This window comes from Mesorhizobium sp. M0571 (assembly GCF_040320985.1).
Classification (GTDB): domain Bacteria; phylum Pseudomonadota; class Alphaproteobacteria; order Rhizobiales; family Rhizobiaceae; genus Mesorhizobium.
The window spans coordinates 25731-48074 of sequence record NZ_JAMYQT010000039.1 but is presented as its reverse complement, the minus strand read 5'-3'; the positions used below and the strand labels follow the sequence as shown (position 1 = coordinate 48074).

At 61.2% G+C, this 22344-nt stretch carries 29 protein-coding genes and 3 tRNA genes; 18 read left to right on the top strand and 14 right to left on the bottom strand.

Annotated features, from left to right (window positions below; genetic code table 11):
- A partial coding sequence (locus NKI85_RS29360; protein WP_245464554.1) for a GTP-binding protein occupies positions 1–103 on the bottom strand: 103 nt, incomplete at its 3' end.
- Positions 104–380: 277 nt separating this feature from the next.
- Here NKI85_RS29360 and NKI85_RS29355 point away from each other — a divergent pair.
- From NKI85_RS29355 to NKI85_RS29340, 4 genes are all read left to right on the top strand, one after another.
- The gene (locus NKI85_RS29355; protein ID WP_352526423.1) at positions 381–1580 is read left to right on the top strand and encodes a glycosyltransferase family 87 protein; all 1200 of its coding nucleotides are present in this window, start codon (positions 381–383) and stop codon (positions 1578–1580) included.
- Positions 1581–1674: 94 nt separating this feature from the next.
- Positions 1675–2562, top strand: coding sequence for a DMT family transporter (locus NKI85_RS29350; RefSeq protein WP_352779656.1), 888 nt, complete (start codon positions 1675–1677; stop codon positions 2560–2562).
- A gap of 35 nt (positions 2563–2597) precedes the next feature.
- Positions 2598–3053, top strand: a complete 456-nt coding sequence (locus NKI85_RS29345) for a GFA family protein (protein ID WP_352526427.1) — start codon at positions 2598–2600, stop codon at positions 3051–3053.
- A gap of 103 nt (positions 3054–3156) precedes the next feature.
- A complete protein-coding gene (locus tag NKI85_RS29340; RefSeq protein ID WP_352526429.1) occupies positions 3157–3816 on the top strand; it encodes a peptidoglycan recognition protein family protein in 660 nt (219 codons plus the stop codon).
- 49 nt (positions 3817–3865) lie between these two features.
- On the opposite strand, the gene NKI85_RS29335 is transcribed toward NKI85_RS29340, so the two are convergent.
- Entirely contained in the window at positions 3866–4123 is a 258-nt protein-coding gene (locus NKI85_RS29335) for a GlsB/YeaQ/YmgE family stress response membrane protein (protein ID WP_352526431.1), read from the bottom strand.
- A 160-nt stretch (positions 4124–4283) separates the two neighbouring features.
- Between NKI85_RS29335 and NKI85_RS29330 the strand changes: the two genes are divergently transcribed.
- On the top strand, positions 4284–4742 hold the full coding sequence (locus NKI85_RS29330) for a YidB family protein (RefSeq protein WP_352526433.1): 459 nt from the start codon (positions 4284–4286) through the stop codon (positions 4740–4742).
- 79 nt (positions 4743–4821) lie between these two features.
- Here NKI85_RS29330 and NKI85_RS29325 read toward each other — a convergent pair.
- Both NKI85_RS29325 and NKI85_RS29320 read right to left on the bottom strand, forming a co-directional pair.
- Positions 4822–4895 (bottom strand) — tRNA-Gly (locus NKI85_RS29325).
- Between the two features lie 67 nt (positions 4896–4962).
- Positions 4963–5047: transfer RNA gene (locus NKI85_RS29320), tRNA-Tyr, on the bottom strand.
- Between the two features lie 201 nt (positions 5048–5248).
- Here NKI85_RS29320 and NKI85_RS29315 point away from each other — a divergent pair.
- Positions 5249–6103 carry a TrmH family RNA methyltransferase gene (locus NKI85_RS29315; RefSeq protein WP_352779653.1) on the top strand — a complete coding sequence of 285 codons (855 nt, stop codon included), beginning with the start codon at positions 5249–5251 and terminating at the stop codon, positions 6101–6103.
- A gap of 13 nt (positions 6104–6116) precedes the next feature.
- Positions 6117–6533, top strand: coding sequence for a hypothetical protein (locus NKI85_RS29310; protein WP_352526435.1), 417 nt, complete (start codon positions 6117–6119; stop codon positions 6531–6533).
- Here NKI85_RS29310 and NKI85_RS29305 read toward each other — a convergent pair.
- From NKI85_RS29305 to gcl, 3 genes are all read right to left on the bottom strand, one after another.
- Positions 6530–7453: a 2-hydroxy-3-oxopropionate reductase gene (locus tag NKI85_RS29305; protein ID WP_502896007.1), complete on the bottom strand. Its 924-nt coding sequence runs from the start codon at positions 7451–7453 to the stop codon at positions 6530–6532. The genes NKI85_RS29310 and NKI85_RS29305 overlap by 4 nt on opposite strands.
- Before the next feature lie 126 nt (positions 7454–7579).
- Positions 7580–8377, bottom strand: coding sequence for a hydroxypyruvate isomerase (gene hyi / locus NKI85_RS29300; protein WP_352526437.1), 798 nt, complete (start codon positions 8375–8377; stop codon positions 7580–7582).
- Between the two features lie 25 nt (positions 8378–8402).
- Positions 8403–10184 carry a glyoxylate carboligase gene (gene gcl, locus NKI85_RS29295; protein ID WP_352779651.1) on the bottom strand — a complete coding sequence of 594 codons (1782 nt, stop codon included), beginning with the start codon at positions 10182–10184 and terminating at the stop codon, positions 8403–8405.
- Positions 10185–10387: 203 nt separating this feature from the next.
- Here gcl and bhcR point away from each other — a divergent pair, with 203 nt between their 5' ends.
- Positions 10388–11209, top strand: a complete 822-nt coding sequence (gene bhcR / locus NKI85_RS29290; RefSeq protein ID WP_352526441.1) for an HTH-type transcriptional regulator BhcR — start codon at positions 10388–10390, stop codon at positions 11207–11209.
- Here the strand turns inward: bhcR and NKI85_RS29285 are convergent, their stop codons facing one another.
- The 3 genes from NKI85_RS29285 to NKI85_RS29275 all read right to left on the bottom strand — a co-directional run bounded on the left by NKI85_RS29285 (position 11210) and on the right by NKI85_RS29275 (position 12666).
- The gene (locus NKI85_RS29285) at positions 11210–11569 is read right to left on the bottom strand and encodes a hypothetical protein (protein WP_352526442.1); all 360 of its coding nucleotides are present in this window, start codon (positions 11567–11569) and stop codon (positions 11210–11212) included.
- Positions 11570–11995: 426 nt separating this feature from the next.
- Entirely contained in the window at positions 11996–12301 is a 306-nt protein-coding gene (locus NKI85_RS29280; RefSeq protein WP_352779648.1) for a BA14K family protein, read from the bottom strand.
- A 197-nt stretch (positions 12302–12498) separates the two neighbouring features.
- Positions 12499–12666, bottom strand: coding sequence for a hypothetical protein (locus NKI85_RS29275; RefSeq protein ID WP_352779646.1), 168 nt, complete (start codon positions 12664–12666; stop codon positions 12499–12501).
- 156 nt (positions 12667–12822) lie between these two features.
- On the opposite strand from NKI85_RS29275, the gene NKI85_RS29270 reads away from it, so the two are divergent.
- The 4 genes from NKI85_RS29270 (at position 12823) to NKI85_RS29255 (ending at position 14256) form a co-directional block, all read left to right on the top strand.
- Positions 12823–12898 (top strand) — tRNA-Thr (locus NKI85_RS29270).
- Between the two features lie 143 nt (positions 12899–13041).
- On the top strand, positions 13042–13416 hold the full coding sequence (locus tag NKI85_RS29265) for a YybH family protein (RefSeq protein WP_352526444.1): 375 nt from the start codon (positions 13042–13044) through the stop codon (positions 13414–13416).
- A 124-nt stretch (positions 13417–13540) separates the two neighbouring features.
- A complete protein-coding gene (locus tag NKI85_RS29260) occupies positions 13541–13780 on the top strand; it encodes a hypothetical protein (protein WP_352526445.1) in 240 nt (79 codons plus the stop codon).
- Positions 13781–14055: 275 nt separating this feature from the next.
- The gene (locus tag NKI85_RS29255) at positions 14056–14256 is read left to right on the top strand and encodes a hypothetical protein (protein ID WP_352526447.1); all 201 of its coding nucleotides are present in this window, start codon (positions 14056–14058) and stop codon (positions 14254–14256) included.
- Between the two features lie 121 nt (positions 14257–14377).
- On the opposite strand, the gene NKI85_RS29250 is transcribed toward NKI85_RS29255, so the two are convergent.
- Together NKI85_RS29250 and NKI85_RS29245 are read right to left on the bottom strand one after the other, a co-directional pair.
- Complete coding sequence (locus tag NKI85_RS29250; RefSeq protein WP_352779644.1) at positions 14378–14944, bottom strand: DUF2569 family protein; 567 nt, start codon at positions 14942–14944, stop codon at positions 14378–14380.
- Positions 14945–15032: 88 nt separating this feature from the next.
- Complete coding sequence (locus tag NKI85_RS29245) at positions 15033–15647, bottom strand: TetR/AcrR family transcriptional regulator (protein ID WP_352779642.1); 615 nt, start codon at positions 15645–15647, stop codon at positions 15033–15035.
- Positions 15648–15738: 91 nt separating this feature from the next.
- Here NKI85_RS29245 and NKI85_RS29240 point away from each other — a divergent pair, with 91 nt between their 5' ends.
- From NKI85_RS29240 to NKI85_RS29220, 5 genes are read left to right on the top strand one after another with little or no spacing between them, the layout of a single operon-like run.
- Positions 15739–16845: a polyamine ABC transporter substrate-binding protein gene (locus tag NKI85_RS29240; protein WP_352526453.1), complete on the top strand. Its 1107-nt coding sequence runs from the start codon at positions 15739–15741 to the stop codon at positions 16843–16845.
- Between the two features lie 13 nt (positions 16846–16858).
- Positions 16859–17698 carry an ABC transporter permease gene (locus NKI85_RS29235; protein ID WP_502896008.1) on the top strand — a complete coding sequence of 280 codons (840 nt, stop codon included), beginning with the start codon at positions 16859–16861 and terminating at the stop codon, positions 17696–17698.
- A 2-nt stretch (positions 17699–17700) separates the two neighbouring features.
- Positions 17701–18483, top strand: coding sequence for an ABC transporter permease (locus NKI85_RS29230; RefSeq protein ID WP_352526455.1), 783 nt, complete (start codon positions 17701–17703; stop codon positions 18481–18483).
- A complete protein-coding gene (locus tag NKI85_RS29225; RefSeq protein WP_352779639.1) occupies positions 18480–19544 on the top strand; it encodes an ABC transporter ATP-binding protein in 1065 nt (354 codons plus the stop codon). The genes NKI85_RS29230 and NKI85_RS29225 overlap by 4 nt, the downstream gene beginning before the upstream one ends.
- Positions 19545–19546: 2 nt before the next feature.
- On the top strand, positions 19547–20305 hold the full coding sequence (locus NKI85_RS29220) for an MBL fold metallo-hydrolase (protein WP_352526458.1): 759 nt from the start codon (positions 19547–19549) through the stop codon (positions 20303–20305).
- A gap of 73 nt (positions 20306–20378) precedes the next feature.
- Here the strand turns inward: NKI85_RS29220 and NKI85_RS29215 are convergent, their stop codons facing one another.
- Positions 20379–20543 carry a hypothetical protein gene (locus NKI85_RS29215; RefSeq protein WP_352526460.1) on the bottom strand — a complete coding sequence of 55 codons (165 nt, stop codon included), beginning with the start codon at positions 20541–20543 and terminating at the stop codon, positions 20379–20381.
- 279 nt (positions 20544–20822) lie between these two features.
- Between NKI85_RS29215 and NKI85_RS29210 the strand changes: the two genes are divergently transcribed.
- Entirely contained in the window at positions 20823–21596 is a 774-nt protein-coding gene (locus NKI85_RS29210; RefSeq protein WP_352779637.1) for an NAD kinase, read from the top strand.
- Positions 21597–21738: 142 nt separating this feature from the next.
- Here the strand turns inward: NKI85_RS29210 and NKI85_RS29205 are convergent, their stop codons facing one another.
- Complete coding sequence (locus tag NKI85_RS29205) at positions 21739–22290, bottom strand: outer membrane protein (RefSeq protein ID WP_352526462.1); 552 nt, start codon at positions 22288–22290, stop codon at positions 21739–21741.
- Positions 22291–22344 lie beyond the last annotated feature (54 nt).

Here is a 22344-nt window from a genome sequence, read left to right as displayed (position 1 = left end):
ACTTGGTGATCGCCGCCGTCAGCGACGTCTTGCCATGGTCAACGTGACCAATCGTGCCAATGTTCACATGAGGCTTAGTGCGCTCGAATTTACCTTTTGCCATAGTCTCTTTCCTTGGACGGCCTGGACCTTCAGTTCAGTCGAATGCGGGGCGATTACCGACTAAGGCCGAAAAACACAAGTGCCTTGTGGCTGAGCGCGGCTTACTCGATTCGAACCCATGATCCGATTTCGGGGATGTGGCGGGGATATGGGAATGGCAGGACGGAAATGTAAGACGGGCACGACCCAAGGCCAGTCGCACCACAAATCTTTAATGACACTCTCTTAATGACACTGGGGCAAAATGGCGCCTGGGCACTTGCGGGTAAATGAGCGTCATGCGGACTGCCACCATCACGACAGGACAAAACCTGCACCGTCTGATCTATCTGGCCATATGCGGCTTGATCTGCACTTACATCTGCGTGCTTGGCATTTCGATATTGATCGGCAACTGGCTGTTCGACGAAAACGGGCAGCCCCTGGCGACCGACTTCATCGCATTCTGGGGGGCTGGCAAGCTTGTCCTGCAAGGCCATGCCGCCGATGCCTATAATTGGGACCTGCACAAAAGCATCTCGACCGCCGAAAGCGGTGCTACCTTCGACGGCTATTTTTCATGGCAGTATCCTCCGACTTTCCTGATCGTGACCGCCGCATTGGCGTTGCTATCCTATCCCGCTGCATTGGTTTCATGGATGTCGATCGGGATAACGCTCTACACCGCCGCCATACGGCTGATCGGGGGCACGCGCGTTGCGATTCTGGCAGCCATGGCCTGGCCCCCCGTGCTTTGGAATACCGCGGTCGGCCAAAACGGCTTCATCACCGCTGCCTTGCTTGGCGCAGCCATCGCCTCGATCGAAAAACGCCCCGCGCTCGCCGGCCTCTGCTTCGGCCTGCTCACCTACAAGCCGCAATTCGGTCTGATGATCCCACTTGCCCTTATCGCTGGAGGCTTTTGGCGAGTCATCGGTTGGGCCGCTGTTTCCACCACCGTCATGATCGTGCTTTCCATCGCCCTCTTCGGCACCGAGATTTGGTCCGATTTCCTCGACACCGCCGCCAAGGTCAACAGCACCATTCTCGTCGATGGCAGGGCTGACTTTTCCAAGCTTCAAAGCCTCTACGGTTTTGTCCGTGCGCTTGGGTGGAGTTGGACGCTCGCATGGACCGCGCAGGGCTTGCTCATCGCAGTTCTGAGCGCCGGCATCATTTGGATATGGCGTCAAAAGGCGGCGTTCGACGTCAAGGCAGCAGCGCTCGCGACGGCGACGATTCTCGCTTCGCCCTACGCCTTCATCTATGATTTCGTGGCGCTCGCCATCCCGCTGGCGTTTCTGGGAAAATCAGGATTTTCGGCGAAAGAAAGCGCTGTCGTGATCGCTGCCGGCATTCTGCTCGTCTCGGGCCCCTCGGAACACCTGGCCACCGCCTTTCTCTCGGCGCTGCTTGTGTTGGGCCTGGTGGTCGGCCGCGCATGGCAGGCTTTTCCTCGCCCGACACCCTTGGCTTCGCAGCTGGAGCGCTCAGCGTGAATTGAAGTCATAAATCCGTTCGCTTGCCGTTGGAAATCCGTTCGCTTGCCGCTGGCCCATTGCCGCTGTGGGGCCGGTCTGATTTCGTGGGCCGATGCATTTCATCCCGACTGCCATCCGAGGCCCGCTGTTCATGGTCGTTTCGACCGGGTCCTACATCGTGAACGACACGATGATGAAACTCGCAACCGCGGGACTGCCGCCCTACGAGGTGCTGTTCCTGCGCGGGGCTGCCGCAACATTGTGGGGCATTCCGCTGCTGTTCATGCTGGGCTATGGCAAGCAGATCCCCCTGATCCTCGACGCGAAGGTGTTGCGCAGGAACCTGCTCGAACTGGGTGCTATCCTTTGCTACGTGGTGGCGCTTGCCAACATGCAGATCGCCGATTCGACCGCGCTCGGGCAGATCACGCCCTTGCTGATGCTGGTCGGCTCCTCGATCCTGTTTGGCGAACGGATCGGCGGGCTGCGTTTGGCGCTGATCGGCCTCGGTTTCATCGGCGCGGTGATGGTAGCACAACCGACGATGCAAGGGATTTCGGTCTACGCCCTGCTGGCGCTAGGCAACGCCGCTCTGTCCGCCGCGCGCGATCTGGCGGGACGCAAGGTCGCCGCCGACGTGCCGGGGATGGTCGTCGCCATTTCCGCGGTGGTTGTGGTGCTGACCGGCGCCGGCGTTGCGCATTTGGTTTCCGAGCATTGGGTGGTGCCTGAAACCCGTCACCTGCTGCTGATGGCGGGGGCCGGACTGTTCCTGATCTTCGGCCACTTTTTCATCTTCATGGCCTATCGCGTCGGGCCGACCAGCGTGGTGGCGCCGTTCTACTATTGCTTCACCGTCTGGGCGGTGATTTCAGGGCTGGTTGTATTCAGGCAGCTCCCGAATGCGCTGGCCATCTGTGGCATCCTGCTGGTGGTGGCCAGCGGGTTGACCATCGTCTCGCTCGACGAGCGCAAGCGCCGGTTGACCGTCGTCGCCTAGAGCGGAAAACGGCGCAGGGACAATCGGAGAAGCGCATGGCAAGCCCGGACAACGAAAACAACCAAAATGCAACCAACCGCACGCTCGCCGGAAAATGCTTGTGCGGCGCCGTTCAGTATGCGGTGGCGGACGCGTTCATCTATGCCGCGAACTGCCACTGCTCGAACTGCCGGCGCACCACCGGTTCGGCGTTCAAGCCGTTCGCCGGCATCGAGCGCGACAGGCTGAGCCTGACCAGGGGCGAGGACAATCTCACGAGCTTCGGCGACGAAACCGGCCATGACGCGCATTGCAGGACCTGCGGCTCGTTGCTCTATTCGGTGGTCCGCGACGGTGCCTTCGTGCATGTCGCCATGGGAACCCTCGTCGATGAGCCGACTATCCGCCCGACGCAGCACATCTTTGTCGGCTCGAAGGCGAAGTGGTTCACCATCACCGACGATCTGCCGCAATATCAAGAACACGTGGTCGCCGGAGATGCCAGCGAATAGCTGACCGTTAGAAACGCTCAACCAAATTATCGTTTCGTTTTCGCGTCCGCCGCCAAAGAACCTATACTGTGCTCCATCACTGAACTGTGTCGCGGGGATTTCTGTGGCATTGCCGCCCGACTGGTTGCCCAATGTTGCGATGAGGCGCGTCATTTGCCATTGGACGGCGGGCTCGCATTCGGCCGGTGATACCGACAAGGATGCGTATCACATTCTCGTCGAGGGGAATGGCCATCTGGTCAGGGGTCGGCCTTCGATCGGGCTCAATTCGGGTCGGGTAAAACCGGGATATGCCGCTCACACGCTCAACTGCAACCGCGGCTCGATCGGGGTTTCGCTCTGCTGCATGGCCGGGGCGGAGGAAAGGCCGTTCGATGCCGGCCGCTATCCGATGACGAGGACGCAGTGGGACGCGATGACTGCGGTCGTCGCCGAACTCTGCAAATATTACCGCATCAAGGTCACGCCCAAAACGGTGCTCTCGCATGCCGAGGTCGAAAGCAAACTGCGCATCGAGCAACGCGGAAAATGGGATTTCACCCGGCTGCCCTTCGATCCGGCGATCAGCGGCGCAAGCGCCTGCGGCGACCGGCTGCGCCAGGACGTGACGGCGGCAATGGGCTCGATGCCAAATCTGCCAGTGAGGATTGGACGCGATGCCATATGGCAGCGTTTGCTTGAGGAATTGTGGCCGATCATGGTGAGGGGGCTGGAAGCCGGCCTCAACACGCTGGTCCGCGAAATCCTCAAGAGGATCAGATAGGCGGTCGGCATTCGGGTGAATGCCGACGCAACTGCCGATCTGTCGGTTTCTAAAGAGTCCGGTTGCCGGTGAACTGGTGATAGGCCCACAGAACGATCACCGATCCCAGCACAGCGACAAGCAGGCTATAGATGTTGAGGCCGGTAACACCTGACGCGCCAAACGCACTGAAGATCAGTCCGCCGACAATGGCGCCGACGATTCCGAGCACGATATCGAGCACCAGGCCCTGACCAGTTTTATTGACGATCTTGCTGCCTATGAAGCCGGCTATGACGCCGAGAATAATCCAGCTTAATATTGACATTTTTCCTCTCCGTTCCCCGCGCCCCGATTACTTCCACATCATTAAGCAAAGCTCAAGCCAACTTGAAATTCATGATTACGGAAAGCTCAAACCGGCTTGAAATTCGCCATGGATGCGTCATTGTCGAGGACGGACGGGCAATTTGACATGGAGATCCACAATGGGACTGTTTGACAATGCCGTTCCCGGCGGCAACGTTACCAAGCCGCTGATGATCGCGCTCGGCGCGCTTCTTGTCGGAAAATTGCTGAGCGGCAGAAGCGCCGACCAGCCTGAGCAGGCACAAATCCCTGCGCCTGTCCCGCCCGATACAACCGCATCCGCCGATGGCGGCCTGCTCGGCGGACTGGGCGGCCTGCTCGACAGATTGAAAGATGCAGGCCACAGCAACGTCGCCAATTCGTGGGTCGGCACCGGGCAGAACCAGCCGATCAACCCCGGCGATCTGGGCAATGCGATCGGGCCGCAGGTCATCCAGGAGATCGCGCAAAGGACCGGCCTCGATCAGCAGGAGCTGCTCAAGCAATTGTCGGCGGCTTTGCCCGGCATCGTCGACAGGCTGACGCCGAACGGGCAAGTGCCGCCGCAGCACCAGGTCGCGTCGCTGTTCAACAGCTAAGGCAGTCGGAGCGCTGCACGTTCTCGGAACGCACGGCGCTCCACTTGATCTCTTGGAATCATTTGATCTCTTGGAAATCTGGAGCGGGTAGCGGGAATCGAACCCGCATATTCAGCTTGGAAGGCTGCTGCTCTACCACTGAGCTATACCCGCGCCTTTCAGTTAAGCATCGGATCCGCTCCGACGCTCGCTCTGCGTTTCAGGGCTTCCGGGCCGGCAGTGGTGGAGAGGGTTGGATTTGAACCAACGTAGGCATAGCCAACGGATTTACAGTCCGTCCCCTTTAACCACTCGGGCACCTCTCCAGTCTGCCGCCGGAGCCATGCAACGAGGCATCGACGCGTTGCGGCTGCCTGAGCAGCCCTTCCGCGAAGCGCCTTATGGCGGCAGCGCCCAAAACTGTCAACCGCAACATCCCGGCAAAAAGCGCTGAATTTCACACCTCGCCTGACAAGCAGCTTGTACGGCTGTATCCATGGCCGGACGACACGGCTATAGAACCGGCCATGAGCAACGACAACAAACCGAAGACCCCGAAAGACACCCACTACGCCAAGCTGCGCCGTGCGCATCGCGACGAGAAGAGCGGCGGCGCGCCGGCGTTCAGGCCACGCCAGCCGCTGCCGCCCGGCGAGACCGCCGCGGATGGGCTGGTGCGGCTCTACGGGCTGCACACGGTGCGGGCGGCGCTCGACAATCCGCGCCGCAAGATCAAAAAAATGCTGGTGACGCGCAACGCTGCCGAGCGCCTGGCAATCGCCGATCTTGCCGCTTTGCCCTTCAAGGCGGAGCTGGTCGAGCCGAAGGACATCGACAAGGTCACCGGCTCGGATGCCGTGCATCAGGGCGTGCTGATCGAGGCCGAGCCGCTGAAACCCAAGCGGCTCGATGCGCTCGGCGACACCAGGCTGGTGCTGGTGCTCGATCAGATCACCGATCCGCACAATGTCGGCGCGATCCTGCGCTCGGCCGTGGCTTTCGGCGCCGGCGCGCTGATCACCACAGCGCGCCACAGCCCGCATGAGTCCGGTGTGCTGGCGAAATCGGCCTCCGGCGCGCTGGAGCATATCGATCAGATCGAGGTGAAGAACCTCGCCGATGCGCTCGGCCAGCTGCACGAGGCCGGCTTTCAGACCATCGGGCTGGATTCGGATGGACCGGCGGAACTCGAAAACAGCTTTGCCGGCGACAAGATCGCTCTGGTACTCGGCGCCGAGGGCAAGGGCCTGCGCCAGAAGACGCGCGAGACGGTGACGACACTCGCCCGGCTCGACATGCCCGGCGCCATCCACTCGCTCAACGTGTCGAACGCCGCGGCGGTGGCGCTTTATGCGGCGAGGAAATTTCTTTCGGCGGATTGATCGAGCGATCGGTATGTTCAAAGCGTTCTCAAACCAGGGAGAATGGCTCGCGCTTCTCGCGAGTACAATCGGCACATTAAGAACACTCACTCCATCGGAGTTCTACGACGAGGCGAACGACCGCTACCACGCCGTTAGAGATGACATATTGCAGCTTGTCTACGGCCTTGAGAATCCAGCCGATTTTGGAAAATTTCTCGACGTCAACGCCGGCCCGGAGAGTTGGTTGCCGGAGAACGCCGAAGCCCTGACCTCCATGGACGTCACAGAGATCCATTATCGGGTCGCCAGCAACTTGGCCGATGAAAGGTGGGTTGACGGAGCTCTTGGCAAAGCGTTCGAGAACGGCACGCTTGTCCCAGCCCTTGAGCAGATAGCTGCCAATATCGGTAAGTTCAAATTGACTGGCAGCAGCCAGCAAACTCTCTAACCAATCTGGAAGTTCGCCATTCTTTCCAAAGCCCTGACGAGCGCCGAGTGATCTTCCTTAGCGCCGCCGTTGGCGGCACAGGAGTTGAACAATTGTTGCGTGTTTGAGGTATTCGGCAACGATACCCCAAGTGCCTTCGCGCCTTCCAGCGCCAAGTTGAGATCCTTCTGGTGGAGTTCGATGCGGAAGCCGGGCGCGAAGCTGCGCTTGATCATGCGCTCGCCATGCACTTCCAGAATGCGCGAGGCGGCCAGCCCGCCCATCAGCGCCTGCCTGACCTTGGCCGGATCGGCGCCGGCTTTCGAAGCGAAAACAAGCGCTTCGGCGACGGCCTCGATGGTCAGCGCGACGACAATCTGGTTGGCGACCTTGGTGGTTTGGCCGACGCCGTTCGGTCCGACCAGCGTGATGTTCTTGCCCAGCTTCCCGAAGATAGGCCTGGCGCGTTCGAAGGGCCTTTCCTCGCCGCCGACCATGATGGTCAGCGATGCCGCCTTGGCGCCGACCTCGCCGCCCGACACCGGCGCGTCGAGATAGTCGCAGCCGAGATCGTTGATCTTTTTGGCGAAAAGCTTGGTCTCGATCGGCGAGATCGAGCTCATGTCGATGACCAGTCTGCCTTTTGTCAGCCCTGACGCGACGCCATTCTCGCCGAACAGCACATCGGCGACCTGCGGCGTGTCGGGCACCATGGTGATGACGATGTCGGCGGCACGGGCGACGGCGCTGTGGCCGGTGACGGTCTTCAGGCCTTTGGCGACGAGATCGGCCGGCGGCTTCGAGCGATGGTCGCTGGCGACGACTTGATAGCCGGCATCGAGCAGATGCCCCGCCATCGGCGCGCCCATGATGCCCAACCCGATGAAGCCGATGGTTTCCATTGTTGTTCTCCCGAATGATTGTCTGAGGTGCCCCCTCATCCGGCCGCTGCGCGGCCACCTTCTCCCCAAGGGGAGAAGAGGTCGCGAACGCCGGTGCCAGCCTCTTCTCCCCAGCGGGGAGAAGGTGGCCGCGCAGCGGCCGGATGAGGGGGCCTGTCTTGCCCGCTACGCCGCCGCACTTCCCTGCCCGGCCAACTCCCGCAACCAACCCAGCCCGGCCTCCGTGCCGGCCTTCGGCTTATATTCCGCCCCGACCCAGCCGGAATAGCCGATCCTGTCGATGTGGTCGTACAGGAAGGGAAAATTGATCTCGCCCGTCCCCGGCTCATGACGGCCGGGATTGTCCGCAAGCTGGATATGGGCGATGCGGTTGAGGTTTGCCTCTATGGTACGGGCGAGATCCCCCTCCATGATCTGCATGTGATAGATGTCGTATTGCAGGAACAGGTTCTTCGAGCCGACGCGGTCGATCAGCGCCAGGGCCTGGTCCGAATAATTCAGGAAGAAGCCCGGAATATCATGGGTGTTGATCGGTTCGATCAGCAACCTGATGCCGGCCTGCTCCAGCTTTTCCGCCGCGAAAGCCAGGTTCTCGGCGAAGACGTCTTCCAGCAAGCTCCGTTCGATGCCTCGCGGCGCAATGCCGGCCAGGCAGTTGACCTGGTCGCAGCCCAGCGCATGGGCATAGGTGATCGCTTTGGCAACACCTTGCCGGAACTCCGGGATTCGGTCCGGCAGGATCGCGATGCCGCGCTCGCCCTTGGCCCAGTCGCCGGCAGGCAGGTTGAACAGCACCTGCGTCAGGCCGTTCTTCTTGAGTCTCGCCGCGACTACATCCGGCGCATGGTCATAGGGACCGATATATTCGACGCCCTTGAAGCCGGCGCGAGCGGCGGCATCGAAACGGTCGAGGAAATCGTGCTCGGGAAAGAGCATCGAAAGGTTGGCTGAAAACCGTGGCATGGCAGCTGTTCCTTATAAAATGATTTTAGTCGAGCATGACGATCGCGGTGGGGGCGTCTTCGTGATGTTCGGCAAGCTCTTCGAATTCGGTTATCTTGTCGATTTCCGTGCCCATCGAAATGTTGGTGACGCGCTCGAGAATGAATTCGAGCACCACCGGAACCTGGTGCTCTTTCATCAGGCGCTGCGCCTCCTTGAAGGCACCGGCGAATTCCTCCGGCCGGCGCACCCTGACCGCCTTGCAGCCCATCGCCTCGGCGACAGCGATGTGGTCGACACCGTAGCCAGCCTCGGGATCGCCCTGTCGATTGACGTTCTCGAAGGCGAGGCTGACCTCGAAGTCCATCGAAAAGCCGCGCTGCGCCTGGCGGATAAGGCCGAGATAGGCATTGTTCACCACGACATGGATGTAGGGCAATCTGTGCTGCGCGCCGGCCGCCAGTTCCTCGATCATGAACTGGAAATCATAGTCGCCGGAAAGTGCTACAATGTTGCGGTGTGGATCGGCGGCGCGAACGCCAAGTGCTGCCGGCAGCGTCCAGCCGAGCGGGCCGGCCTGGCCGCAATTGATCCAGTTGCGCGGCTTATAGACATGCAGGAATTGCGCACCGGCGATCTGCGACAGGCCGATCGTGGCGACATAGGTGGTGTCGCGGCCGAACGCCTTGTTCATCTCCTCATAGACGCGCTGCGGCTTCAGCGGCACCTGGTCGAAATGCGTCTTGCGCTTCATCGTCTTCTTGCGCTGGCGGCATTCGCCGGCCCAGCCGGACCAGTCGCGCAATTTCCCGGCCGTCTTCCATTCCGTGGCGACGTCGAGCAGCATTTTCAGCGCCGCACCGGCATCCGAGACGACACCGAGATCCGGCGCGAAGACACGGCCGATTTGAGTGGGTTCGATGTCGACGTGGATAAATTTCTTGCCCTTGGTGTAGACGTCGACCGAACCGGTGTGGCGGTTGGCCCAGCGGTTGCCGATGCCGAAAACGAAATCGGCTTCGAGCATCGTCGCATTGCCGTAGCGATGCGAGGTCTGCAGCCCGCACATGCCGGCCATCAGCCGGTGGTCGTCGGGGATCGCGCCCCAGCCCATCAGCGTCGGAATGACCGGCACACCGGTGACTTCGGCGAACTCTATCAGCAGGTCCGACGCGTCGGCATTGATGATGCCGCCGCCGGCGACGATGACAGGCTTTTCCGCCACGTCGAGCATCTTCAGCGCCTTCTCCGCCTGGCTGCGCGACATTGCCGGCTTGAACGGCACCAGCGGCTCATAGGCATCGATGTCGAACTCGATCTCGGCCAATTGCACGTCGACCGGCAGATCGATCAGCACCGGTCCCGGCCGCGACGAGCGCATCAGGTGGAAAGCTTTCTGCAGCGCCATCGGCACCAGATAGGGTTCCATGACGGTGACCGCCCATTTGGCGACGGGTGCCGCGATCGCCGCGATGTCGACGGCCTGGAAATCCTCCTTGTTGAGACGCGCCCGCGGTGCCTGGCCGGTGATGCAGAGGATCGGGATGGAATCGGCCGCGGCCGAATAGAGCCCGGTGATCATATCGGTGCCGGCCGGGCCCGACGTGCCGATGCAAAGGCCGATATTGCCCGATCTGGCGCGGGTAAAACCTTCGGCCATATGCGAGGCCGCCTCGACGTGACGAGCAAGAATGTGGCGGATCGTGCCCCTCGCCTTCAGCGCCGAATAGAACGGATTGATGGCAGCACCCGGCACGCCGAAGGCGCAGGAGATGCCTTCTTTTTCGAGAACGAGAACTGCTGCGTCGACCGCGCGCATCCTGGTCATGTCAGCCTCCACGAGATTGTTGATGACCGCAGAATGCCAGTGCGCCGACTATTTTTCAATTTTTTCAAAATATTTTTTCGTTTTTAAGAAACCCTTGCTGTTGGCTGATTTCATTGTGCTTTCTGTTTTCCATAGACTGGGCTGCGCAACCCGGTGAAAAACTTTTTCATTGCCTATTTGGCGAAATCGGCAAGAATGGCGCGATGGAAACGACTGAAAAACGCCAGCGCGGGCGGCCGCGCTCCTTCAATGGGCCGTCCGAGGCCGCTTCGGTGCAGTCGCTCGATCGGGCACTGCGCATCCTGGCCATCGTCGCCGACGGCAGCGGCCTGTCGCTGAGCGAGATCGCCGCCAGTTCCGGTGTACCGGCGTCCACCGCCTATCGCATGCTGACGACGCTGGAAAACCACGGCATGGTCGAGTTCGACGGTACCGACCAGCTGTGGTCGATCGGCGTCGAGACCTATCGCATGGGCGCGGCGTTCCTGCGCCGCCGCAAGCTGGTCGACCGCGCCCGCATCGTCATGCAGGAGCTGATGGAGAAGACCGGCGAGACCGCCAATCTCGGCGTCGCGGAGGACGATTGCGTCGTCTTCGTCAGCCAGGTCGAGACGCATCAGGCGATCCGCGCCTTCTTCCGGCCGGGCACGCGCAGCTCCTTCCACGCGTCGGGCATCGGCAAGGCGGTGCTGGCGCATCTCGAGCCGGAGCGCGTCGCCACCATCCTGCGCCGGGCCGGGCTGGAGCGCTTCACCGAAAACACGCTGTCTGATATCTCGGCGCTCGCCCGCGATCTGGTGACGATCAAGCTGCGCGGCTGGTCGGTAGACGACGAGGAGCGGCATCCGGGCATGCGCTGCGTCGCCGCGGCCATCTTCAACGAGTTCGGCGAGCCGATCGGCGGCGTTTCGGTATCCGGTCCGACGGTGCGGGTAACCCCGGAACGGTTGGCCGAGATCGGCCCGTTGGTGCGCGACGCGGCGGCGGAAGTGACGAGGATGATCGGCGGGCTGAAGGCGGGCTGATCACGCGGCTCCGGGCAGCGCGCTTTTTGTCGATATTTCGAAGAAATCGAGCAGGATCGCCAGCCCCACGCCACATCCCGTGAAAATGAGGCCGGTCATAAAGAAGCGGCTGGCACGCTCGTAGACGCGCCGCTGCAGGGACTTTGTGTCGAGCAGCATCGCCAGCGCCCGCATCTGCAGCCCGATGCCGATCAGGATCGGTAGCACGGCGAGCAGATGGTAGGTTTGCCATGGTATCGGGTTGGCGGCCCAATGCGTGATGAAGCCCAGCGAGAACGCCAGCAGGATGCCGACGGTGGTTATTGTGCCGTTACGGAAAACCGTCTCGATCGGCTCTTCGTTCGGATCATGCTCGCCCAAGCGCCCTCTCCCTGTTTCGGCATCGGGTGCAGATTAGGCTGTTGGGAAATCCCTGTACATCGGCAAGAGCGTTGGCGAAGGCCGAAGCGGCATCCGATCTCCCCGTGAGTGGGCGATGTCCGGCAGGACAGAGGGTGACGGAGCGCGGCCTCATTCCAGCTTGGGTTCCTCGCCCCATGAAAGTGGGGAGAGGTGGCTCGGCGAAGCCGAGACGGAGAGGGGAACCGCGCTCTACGAAGCCCCTCTCCGGACGCTTCGCGGCCACCTCTCCCCCGCTTCGCGGTGAGCGAGGAACCCAAGTCCTAAGAGGTCGGAGGGACAGCCCCTCTGCCCTGCCACTCAGACAAAAGAAAAAGGGGCAGTGGGTGCCCCTTCTTTCGGTTGCCTGAAACGGTTCACCTCTTCTCAAGCTGGCAATAATGGCTCTCAAAGCCGGCAGCGATGGCGATAACCGTCATAGCCGACATAGGTGTCGGAGTAGGGTTCGTAGCTCTGGTAGCGATTGAAACAGCGCCGGACGTGCCATGAGCCGCCGTCTTCCTCGATGTAGACAGTGCGCGGCTGGGCGAGCGCGCTGCCGAGCAGGAAGCCGCCGATACCTGCGGCAATGCCGATGCCGAGATGCTTGTTGTAGTGCTTGTGATGGGCAGCCGAAGGCTGAACGGTGCCGGCCAGCATGGCGGCGGCGACAGTGGTGGCGACGAGGCCCGAAACGATGGTGCGCTTGAACATGATGATCTCCTTGCTGCGTTGTGAGAGGCGATCCATCCGCCTCTTGACCATCAGTCGTTGCGACAAGGAAAAAGGTTCGAAGGCCTTTTGGATTTTTCCCGTACGAGGAAATCGCTTGGTCGAAGCAAGGTGGCGGTCAGCCGTGCGACCACGGATGATCGAGCCGGTCGGCAGCTCGCCAGAACAATCGGCAGGCCTCAGCCCATGCCGGTGATGTGGCGCAGCCAGAAGGCGAGCGCGATGAAGCCGATGATGGTGGTGACGCCGGTCCAGTCGATATTGGCGCGCTTCAGATCCTTGACGAGCTTCACCAAGAGAACCCAGGTCACGACGACGAGCGGGAGAGTGATGACAAACCTGATCATGCGACAGCCTCGCTGATGCGATTGCACCTTCGATCAATATAGGAAGCGAATTGGCCGTTTTCAGGACGCCTTGGCGGTAGAACCGGCGCGTTCGCCGGAACCGAAAAACGGAGTTTTGTCTTTACTGGCGCAGCAGATATGCTACCGGAGCGCCGTGCCCTTGTAGCTCAGCTGGTAGAGCAGCGGTTTTGTAAACCGAAGGTCGGCGGTTCGATTCCGTCCGGGGGCACCAGCGCTCAAAACACTTACCGGCGACTGACCAATGGGGTACCGTCCAGGTATGGACGCTTGGCCACGGCCTCAAAGCAATTCTGTAGTCCGCCTCGTTATCCAGGAGCCCACGGCCAAGGAAGATGTCGCCCCAAAGGAAGTGCCATGTCGATCCACGATGAATTGCAAAACTTTTGGGAAACCTACGCCGCCGCCTATCGCGTTGGCGACGCCACCGCTTGCGCGGCTATGTTTGCGCTTGATGGGGAATTGTACTCGCCCTATGCGCCTCCCGCCTGCGGCCGTGCCGCGATAGAGGCGCTTCATCGCATTTGGACTGGAGGTGCGGGCACCGACAAACGACTCACGGTCCTAAAGGCGGGCAGTTCAGGTGATCTAGCCTGGTGTCTGGCCGCTTATTCCGAAGGCCAAGCCACGGGAGACGGCACATCACTCGACGTTTTTGAGCGCCGGGCAGACGGAAAATGGTTGATCCGCATGTGCAGCCTGAACAGCAACGACCCTCATACAGAGGACTGAGACCGGTCCATTCGTCGAAGGTCGATATCTGGTCATCCCCGATTTCCACAGGGTCGGGCCATAAGGATCGTTGGCACATCAATTCAAACGCATATAACTGCATCGGAAACCATGGGAGTTTCCGTTGGAGCAGAAACGCACGACCGCCCCCTTCATCAACGGCATGTTTGGTGGCCTTATCGTCTTTGCCTTCGCGTTCGGTTTCCGTTTCCTGACAAGTCCCGATCCCGATCCAACATCAAGAGCAACGACAAGCCTTTCAGTACTGGCCTTTGCCATTTGTTTCGGCGCGGCCTTTCTCCGCGAGCACCGACGCCAGATTGCTGCCGCCAGAGAATTTCTAAGCCGCCCAAGATCGTATTAGGGGCGTATGTGTCGGGACCGTCCTCGTCGGGATGACCAGAAACTTTCCGTGAAATTGCTGGCATAGTCTGGCACCAGATAGCGCTTCGGCATCTCATACCAGGAGACGCCGAGCCCGGGCGTGTCTCGCCGTTACAGAGCCGTTATTTCGGCCCCCTCTTCCGGCCCCGGCGATCTAATACCATTCGATTAAATTGTCCCTTCTTATATTAGCACTCGCTCAATTAAGCGCGCCGACAATGCCCGTGCGGCGGGCCAAAACCAGAGGGTGATGTCATGCGAAGTGATTTCGCCGCAGCGCGCGAGCTTTTGGAGTGCGCACAAAACCGCCTCTGCGGTGCGGACGAAACCAGCCGACGCGTCAACGAGGCACTCGACGCGCTGATTGAAGAAATAGCCATCGCGGAATTCCAGAAGGCGCCACTGACCATCGTGCCGTTCCCGCGTGCACGGTCACCTAAAGCGCCTCGCGCCTGAACGGCCTTCTGCGACGCGCTTTAGCGCTTGTTTCCATGCCTGTGCGGTGGGAAGCCCGCCGCGAGAACTGCTTCATGAGCCGCCAACGATTACTCGGGCAGCCAGGTTTCAAGCCGACGATCTACAACGCACTCGCGACTTGGCCAGATGCGCCCGCCTTGGTGAACGTGTTCCTCACCCTCACTGACTTGTAGACGTAGGCGACCCAAATGCCTGTCAGCACGAAAGTGACTATGGGCAATACCAGCGCATCTCCCGCAAGCACCAGGCTCACAGGGGCGCCCATAACCGCCGAGATCCACATCGTGTCCAGAATAAACACGATTGGTATTGCAAGCCACTGGTACAGGAACAGCTGTTTGAAGCGATAACTCCGCCGCAGCATGGCAACGAACACAACTAGCTGGAGCACCAGAAACGCCAGCAACAGGGCAATCTCGCCGTAAGCCGCCAATGCGCCGTTTGGCAGCGTCATGAGTTGTCGGTAGCCGTCACTCGACGAACCCAATACGGCGAGCGTACGCAGCGAGGACAAGGCCTGAACGATCGCAAGCAGCATTAGCCAGCCTCCAATCCCCACAAGCCCCGTTGGATTCTGTGAGGGCTTTGTCGCAGACCGGACAGCGACAAAGACAGGCACTCCAATCAGCAAAATCAATATTACCCAGTGCCAGACCGAGAAACCCATTTACCCCTCCCTCCCCAATGCAGGTTATGGTTGTACCATCTTTTTAGGTTTACTCAAGGTGGTATGTTGTCCCGGCGAACGTTTGCGGTCAAGCCGCAATTGCCGCTACTAATATCCGGTTCTGCCTCCTAATCGCGGCGCGCAGCTCGGCAATCCTCGCCTCCTCGCGCTTCACGAACTCGATGAACATCATGTTCATGTTGTTGAAGATGAGTTCGCCGAGCGCCGGCCCGTCGATGTCGCGGCGCGCCAGACCGAGCGCCTGCAGCCTCGCGATCAGGGCGCGGATCTGCTCGATCAGCGCGCGGTCGAGCGCGCTATAGGCCTGGCCGAACGGGCTGTCGGGCAATTGCGTCGAGATCGCCATCGCCTGTCGCCACATCTCCTTGCTGAGGTAGTGCAGCGAATGCTCGATATAGATGCCGAGCAGCTTATCCAGCGCGTCGCCGACATTGGCCGGCGGGTTGGCGACGACCCCGCGCCCGGCATTGAGCACCTCGTTGACTTCCATCGAAACGATGGCGCCGAGGATGTCGCCCTTGTTCTGGTAATAATTGTAGATCGTGCCGACCGACACCTCGGCCTGCGCGGCAATCGTCTCGATCTTGGCGCCCTCATAGCCGGCATCGCGGAAAAGCTCCGCCGCCGCCTCGATGATGCGGCGGTGCCGATCCGCCTTCTGCCTTGCCCGCAATCCGCTCATATCGGCTGTTTGCCACAAAATCGGAATTGACTCAATTTTAGAATTGGTTCAATTTTTTCCCACAAGCCAAAAAGGCAAGGGAGAACACTCGATGTCCATCAATCTGAAGACTCCGTATCCAACTATCGCGAACCCGCTTTCCGCTCTGAAGAGCCGTCTCCATGCCGCCTGTGCTGCGACAGCACTGCTGCTGGCGACGGGCAGCCTCGCTCAGGCTGCCGATCTCAACGCGCTGATCTGGTGCGATCACGCCGATCCGGCTCTGTTGCAGCCTTTCGAAGAGGCGAATGGCGTCAAGGTCAATGTCAAGGAGTTCGAAGGGACCGGCGCTGGCCTGGCTATCGTCGAGCAGTCGCAGCCCGGCGACTGGGACGTGATGGTGATCGACAGCATCGACATACCGCGCGGCGTCGAAAAAGGCCTGTTCGAACCGCTGCCGGAAGACAAGCTGCCGCTGTCCGACCTCTTCCCGCAAGTGAAGATGGACAGTTCCACCGTCGTCGACGGCAAGCGCTACGGCATCACCGAAAAGTTCGGCTACAACACGATCGGCTACAACAAGACCAAGGTCGATCCGGCCGACATGCAGTCGATGGCCGCGCTGACCGGCGATAAATACAAGGGCAAGATCGCCATCTACGACTATTACCTGCCGGTCATCGGCATGGCCGCACTGGCGATCGGCAAGAAGACGGCCGAGCTGACCGAGGCCGATCTTCCCGCCATCAAGGACGTGCTGTTAAAGATGAAGGCCAATGCCAAGCTGGTCGGCGAAGTGACCGCCAGCCAGACGGCGCTGGCGACCGGCGAGGTCGACATTCTGGTCGGCGGCGGCGAATGGGTGACGGCGGGGCTGGCCAAGGAAAATCCTGCGCTGGACTTCTCGATCCCCAGGGAGGGCGCTGTGCTCTGGTCGCAGTCGCTGGCAATGTTCAAGGATTCCAAGAACAAGGAGCTGGCGCTTAAATTCATCCAGTACATTATGAGCCCCGAAGGCCAGGCGCGGCTCGCCACCTCGTCCTGCTATTGGGGCATGCCGGCCAACACCAAGGCGGCGCTGAACGACGAGCAGAAGAAGATCCTGCGCTTCGACGAGCAGCCGGAATTCCTCGCCCGCGCGCAGTCCTATCCGGCGCCGAACGCCGATCTCGACAAGAAGATGCAGGACGTCTGGACCGAAATGCTGCAGGCGCAATGACCGGCTGCCGGCCGTGAGCGCTGCCGCAAAGAGCTCCCTGCCCTGGGCGCTGGTCACGCCGGCGCTCGGCTGGACGTTGCTGTTCTTCGTGCTGCCCTTCGTCGCCATGGCGGTATCCAGCCTGACGGCGCATGAAGGCGGCGGCTTCACACTGTCCAACTACAGCCAGTTCTTTGCCAATCCGTCCTATTGGCAGGCGATGGTGAACTCGCTGCAGGTCACGGCCATCGTCACAATGATCTCGGTGCTGCTCGCCTATCCCTTCGCCTGGATCCTCGCCGAACAGGTGCCGGAACGCTGGCAGCGGCTGGCGCTGATGCTGGCGGTGCTGCCGTTCTGGACCTCCTACGTCGTGCGCTCCTATTCGTGGCTGCTGGTGCTGGCGCAGAACGGCGTCGTCAACCGCGCGCTGACCGGCTCCGGCCTGTTCGGTGAGCCGCTGCAACTCGCCAATACGCGATTAGCCACCGTCACCGGCTTCGTGCATTTCTTCGTTATGCTGTTGACGCTGACGATCTTCGCCAATCTGAAACAGCTGAGTCCCAGCTACCGCAAGGCCGCAGCCGACCTCGGCGCCGGGCCGGTTCGGACTTTCCTGCATGTCGTTCTGCCGCTGACGCTCCCTGGCATCATGGTCGGCGCCTTCCTCACCTTCGTGCTCTGCATCGGCGACTACATCACGCCGCAGATCCTCGGCGGCAACAACGAGCTCTTGATGCCGCAACTGGTGATGATGCAGATCGGCCGGCGCGGCGACTTTCCGCTCGCCTCGGCGCTGTCGATCATCCTGATGGCGGTCGTCACCATCGCCTATCTCGCCTGCGCCCGCTGGCTGAAGATCGAGCGAGCCTGACCATGCGCGCGCTCATCCGCGTCGTCTCCGCCCTCTACGCCATAGCCATCTATGGCTTCATCTTCCTGCCGGTGGTGGTGCTGGTGCTGTTTTCGCTGCAGGCGACCTCGTTTCCGATCCCGCCCTTCACCGGACCGTCGCTGCGCTGGTACGATGCCGTGCTCGCCGACACGCGGCTCACCTCAGCGCTGGTCAACTCGCTGCTGGTTGCGGTCCTCTCCTCGGCTGTCGCCGTCACGCTCGGCTTCCTCTCCGCCTGGGGTTTTGCACGCTTCATCCTGCCGGGCTCGGGCCTGATGCGCGGGCTGATCACGCTGCCGCTGACGGTCAGCTATCTCATCATCGGCATGGGGCTGCTGGTGCTGTTCAACTGGGCCGGCATACCGAAGTCTCTACTTGCCGCCGGCATCGGCCATGTCGTGATCAACCTGCCGCTCTGCTTTGCCATCATCTACAGCCAGATGGGCGACCACCAGATCAACATCGAGCGCGCCGCGCGCGACCTCGGCGCACCCGAATGGAAGGTGCTGCTGCTGATCACAGTACCGGTGATGGCGCCCGCCATCTTCGCCGGTTTCTTCCTGTCGATGACCTTCTCCTGGGACGAGTTCGTGATCTCGTTCCTTTTGACGCGCTTCGACACGACGCTGCCGGTCGAGATTTGGAATCTTCTCCGCTCCGGCCTCAATCCCAAGACCAACGCCGTCGGCTCGCTGGTCTTCGCCGTTTCCATCGTGCTGGTGGTATTGTTCGAGCTGATGCTGTTGCGGAGGAAGCCGGCATGACCGCGCCACTGGTCGATATAAGCTCTGTCTCGCATCGCTTCGGCCAGCACACCGTGCTGAAGAACGTCTCGCTAACGATCGAGCCGGGCAGTTACACCATCCTGCTCGGGCCTTCCGGCTCCGGCAAGACGACGCTGCTTTCCATTCTCGGCGGCTTCGTCACGCCGAGCGAAGGCAAGGTGCTGATCCGCGGTGAGGACTGCACCGCCGTACCGCCGGCGAAGCGCCCGACGACGACGGTGTTCCAGGATTATGCGCTGTTCCCGCATATGAGCGTCGGCGGCAATGTCGGCTTCGGTCTGCGCATGCAGGGTGTCGATGGCGCAAGCCGGGCAGCAAGGGCGCGCGAGGCGCTGGCGCTGGTCGGGCTCGCCACCGCCTTCGACAAGAAGCCGCACCAGCTTTCCGGTGGTCAGCGGCAGCGCGTCGCATTGGCCCGCGCGCTGGTGGTCGAGCCCGCGGTGCTGTTGCTCGACGAACCGCTCGGCGCGCTCGACCTCAAATTACGCCGACAGATGCAGGACGAATTGAAGGCGATCCAGAAACGCGTCGGCACCGCCTTCATCCATGTCACCCACGACCAGGAAGAAGCGATGGCGCTGGCCGACCATTGCGTGGTGATGAATGACGGGCGGATCGAGGATGAAGGACCACCCGAACGCGTCTATGCGCGGCCGGCAACGCGTTTTTCCGCGACCTTCATGGGCGAAAGCACGCTGATATCGGGAACGGTGACCGAGACGAAGAACGGTAGGAACACCGTCGCAACGAAGCTTGGACCACTATCGCTCCCCGGCACAATCCCGGCGGGCTCGAAGATTGCTTTGGCCGTCCGGCCTGAGCATCTTGTCCTCGGCGCGACCGGCGGCGCCGTGGCGCTCGGCACGGCCAAGGTGAGCGACGTGGTCTTCCAGGGTAGCTTCAAGCGCGTGCTGGGGGCGTCCACGACCGACCCGGCGCTGAGCCTCATTGCCAAGGTCGCCTCCGCATCGGCCGTCCAGCCGGGCGACGTGGTCGCCGTATCGTGCGATGCTGGCGACATCATCCTCCTCACAGACTGAACATGAGCACGCTTCCAATCATCGACGCTCCCAACTGGTACGAAACCATCCGCATGGGCGATGGTGTGACGCTGATCCACGAGCCATGGATCAAGCCGTTCTTCCGCTGCAACATCTGGCATGTGCACGGTCGCGATCGCGATCTGCTGTTCGACACCGGCCTCGGTCATTTCAGCTTGCGGCGCCACGTGCCGCTGGTAACAGAGCGCAAGCCCGTTTGCGTGGCGAGCCACACGCATTTCGACCATATCGGCTGCCATCACGAATTTCCGAACCGCTGCGTGCACCCGGCCGAAGCCGAAATCCTGGCCGACCCGCGCAATGAATGGACGGTCGCCGATCGTTACGCGACCGACGCGATGTTCGACGGCATGCCTGAGGGCTGGGATGCGGCGCGTTACCAGATCCTGCCGGCGCCGGCCGGCCGGCTGCTCGAGCAAGGCGACATCGTCGATCTCGGCGACCGTGCCTTCGAGGTGATCCACACGCCGGGCCATTCACCTGGCGGCATCGCGCTCTACGAGAAGAAAACCGGCATTCTGCTTTCCGGCGACATCATCTATGACGGCCCGCTGATCGACGATGTCTATCATTCGCTTGTCGACGATTATGTCGCAACACTGCTGCGCATGCGCGACCTCGATGTCTCGGTCGTGCATGGCGGCCATTTCCCGAGCTTCGGCAAGGTGCGCTACCGCCAACTCATCGATGAGTATCTCGCGCAAAAGCGACAGGCCGGCTGCCACCTGCTTGGCCGATAACCTATCAGGGCGCAGCCCGTCGTCGGCCTCCGCACTGTTTCATGATTGTAGAGGCACGTTTCGCCGCAGGCGATCAAAGCGCCCTTTGCGGACAGGGTGTTCCCGCCGCGTCGCCGCAGCGTGAAGCCGTGGGCTGCGGTCTAAAACTCTTTTCCTCCGACTGGCGCACCAGTTCGGCGAAAGCCAGGGCAAAACTTGCCAGCATCAGGAAGACGATAATCAGGCGTGCCAGCGGCAATAGATCGGCCTCGACTGGTTAGCCCCCACGCCGCCCATCCACTGCCGGCTAACATGATCGATCCGGCTTTACGAGAGCTTAAGCGCGGTCTTAACCATCACATTCCTTCGTCCCGCGACACGATCCGCGAGTGCGCCTTGTTTGGCCGCCATCGCAAGGCACCTCCCTCCCTTTGCAGAAATGCCCGCCCATGCTAACCCGGCGCTGGCGCGGCCCAGCAACCGGTCGCCGCCAACCGGTCTCCAATCGGTCGTCGCCAATCGGTTGTCGTTGAGAGCCATGAGCAAAACCGCCAGCCGTTTCGCCTTCGTCTCATCCGGCACCGCCGACGCCAACGCGGCGCTGGAAAGCCTTTCGGCACGCTACGGCCAAGCATCCGTCGAAGATGCCGGGATCGTCGTGGCGCTCGGTGGCGACGGCTTTCTGCTGCAGACCCTGCGCGAGACGATGAGCACGGGAAAGAAGGTCTACGGCATGAACCGTGGCACCATCGGTTTCCTGATGAACGAATACCGCGCCAGCGGTTTGACGGGGCGCATCGCGGCTGCCGTCGCCGAAACGATCCGCCCGCTGGAGATGCAGGCGGTGACGGCGGAGGGCGAGACGATTTCGGCGCTGGCGATCAACGAGGTCGCACTTTGGCGCCAATCCTATCAGACCGCCAAGATCCGCATCACCGTGGATGGGCAAGAGCGGCTGGAGGAATTGCATTGCGACGGGGTGATGATCGCGACGCCGGCCGGCTCGACCGCGTATAATCTGTCCGCGCACGGGCCGATCCTGCCGCTCGACGCTCCGCTGTTGGCGCTGACCCCGGTCAGCCCGTTTCGTCCGCGCCGCAGGCGCGGCGCGCTGCTCTCCAACAAGGCGATCGTGCGTTTCGACATTCTGGAGCCGGAAAAGCGGCCGGTGAATGCCGCCGCCGACCACACCGAGGTCAAGGCGGTGACGACGGTCACGGTGAGGGAATCGCCGACGGCGACGGCGACGCTGCTGTTTGATCCCAACCATTCGTGGAACGAGCGCATTCTCGCCGAACAGTTCAGGTATTGAACAGACCGTGCAAATAAAAACCCGGCACGAGGCCGGGTTCCTATTTGACAACACAAGACTGTTGCGGCGGCCGATCGTTGCGATCAGAACTTGTAATTCAAGCCGATGACTCCGGTGTGTATGCGGACCTTTGCTTCGACATTCAGGCCGGTGTCGACAGTATAATCGCCCTTGCCCAGATCGGAAATATTTGTATTCGCCCTTGAGCGACCAGTGATCGGTAAAGGCATATTCCAGGCCCGCCCAGGGTCCAGCCTGCTCTGGTTTTCGAGGTGCCGTTGGTCCCGATCGGACCGCTTGTGCTAATCTCAACAGTGCCGAAGCCGAGACCGCCGGTACCGTAGATCAGCAGCCTATCCATCGCATAGCCAATTCGGCCACGCAGCGATCCGAGCATCTTTACATCGGAATCGCAAGAGAAAGCGGCGTTCGGACAGGCCGTGCCCCCATCGATGTGGGCGGCGGAGATGTCCGCCTCGACGCCATAGACTATATTTCCGCTCTGGAAATTGTAACCGGCCTGGACGCCGCCCAGGGCGCCGCTGCCATCATGATCAGCCGTCCCGCCAACAGTATATTCCCAGTCTACTTTGCTGCTGCCACCGCCGACATGTGCGCCTAGATAGAGGCCCGTCCAGTTATACGTTGATGCGACCGGCAATTCCACGACATCGGCCGCGATCGCCGGAGTCAAGGCCGCTGCCAGAAACGCAGCGGAGACTTTGGGGTGTGGTCAGAATGAATGCAC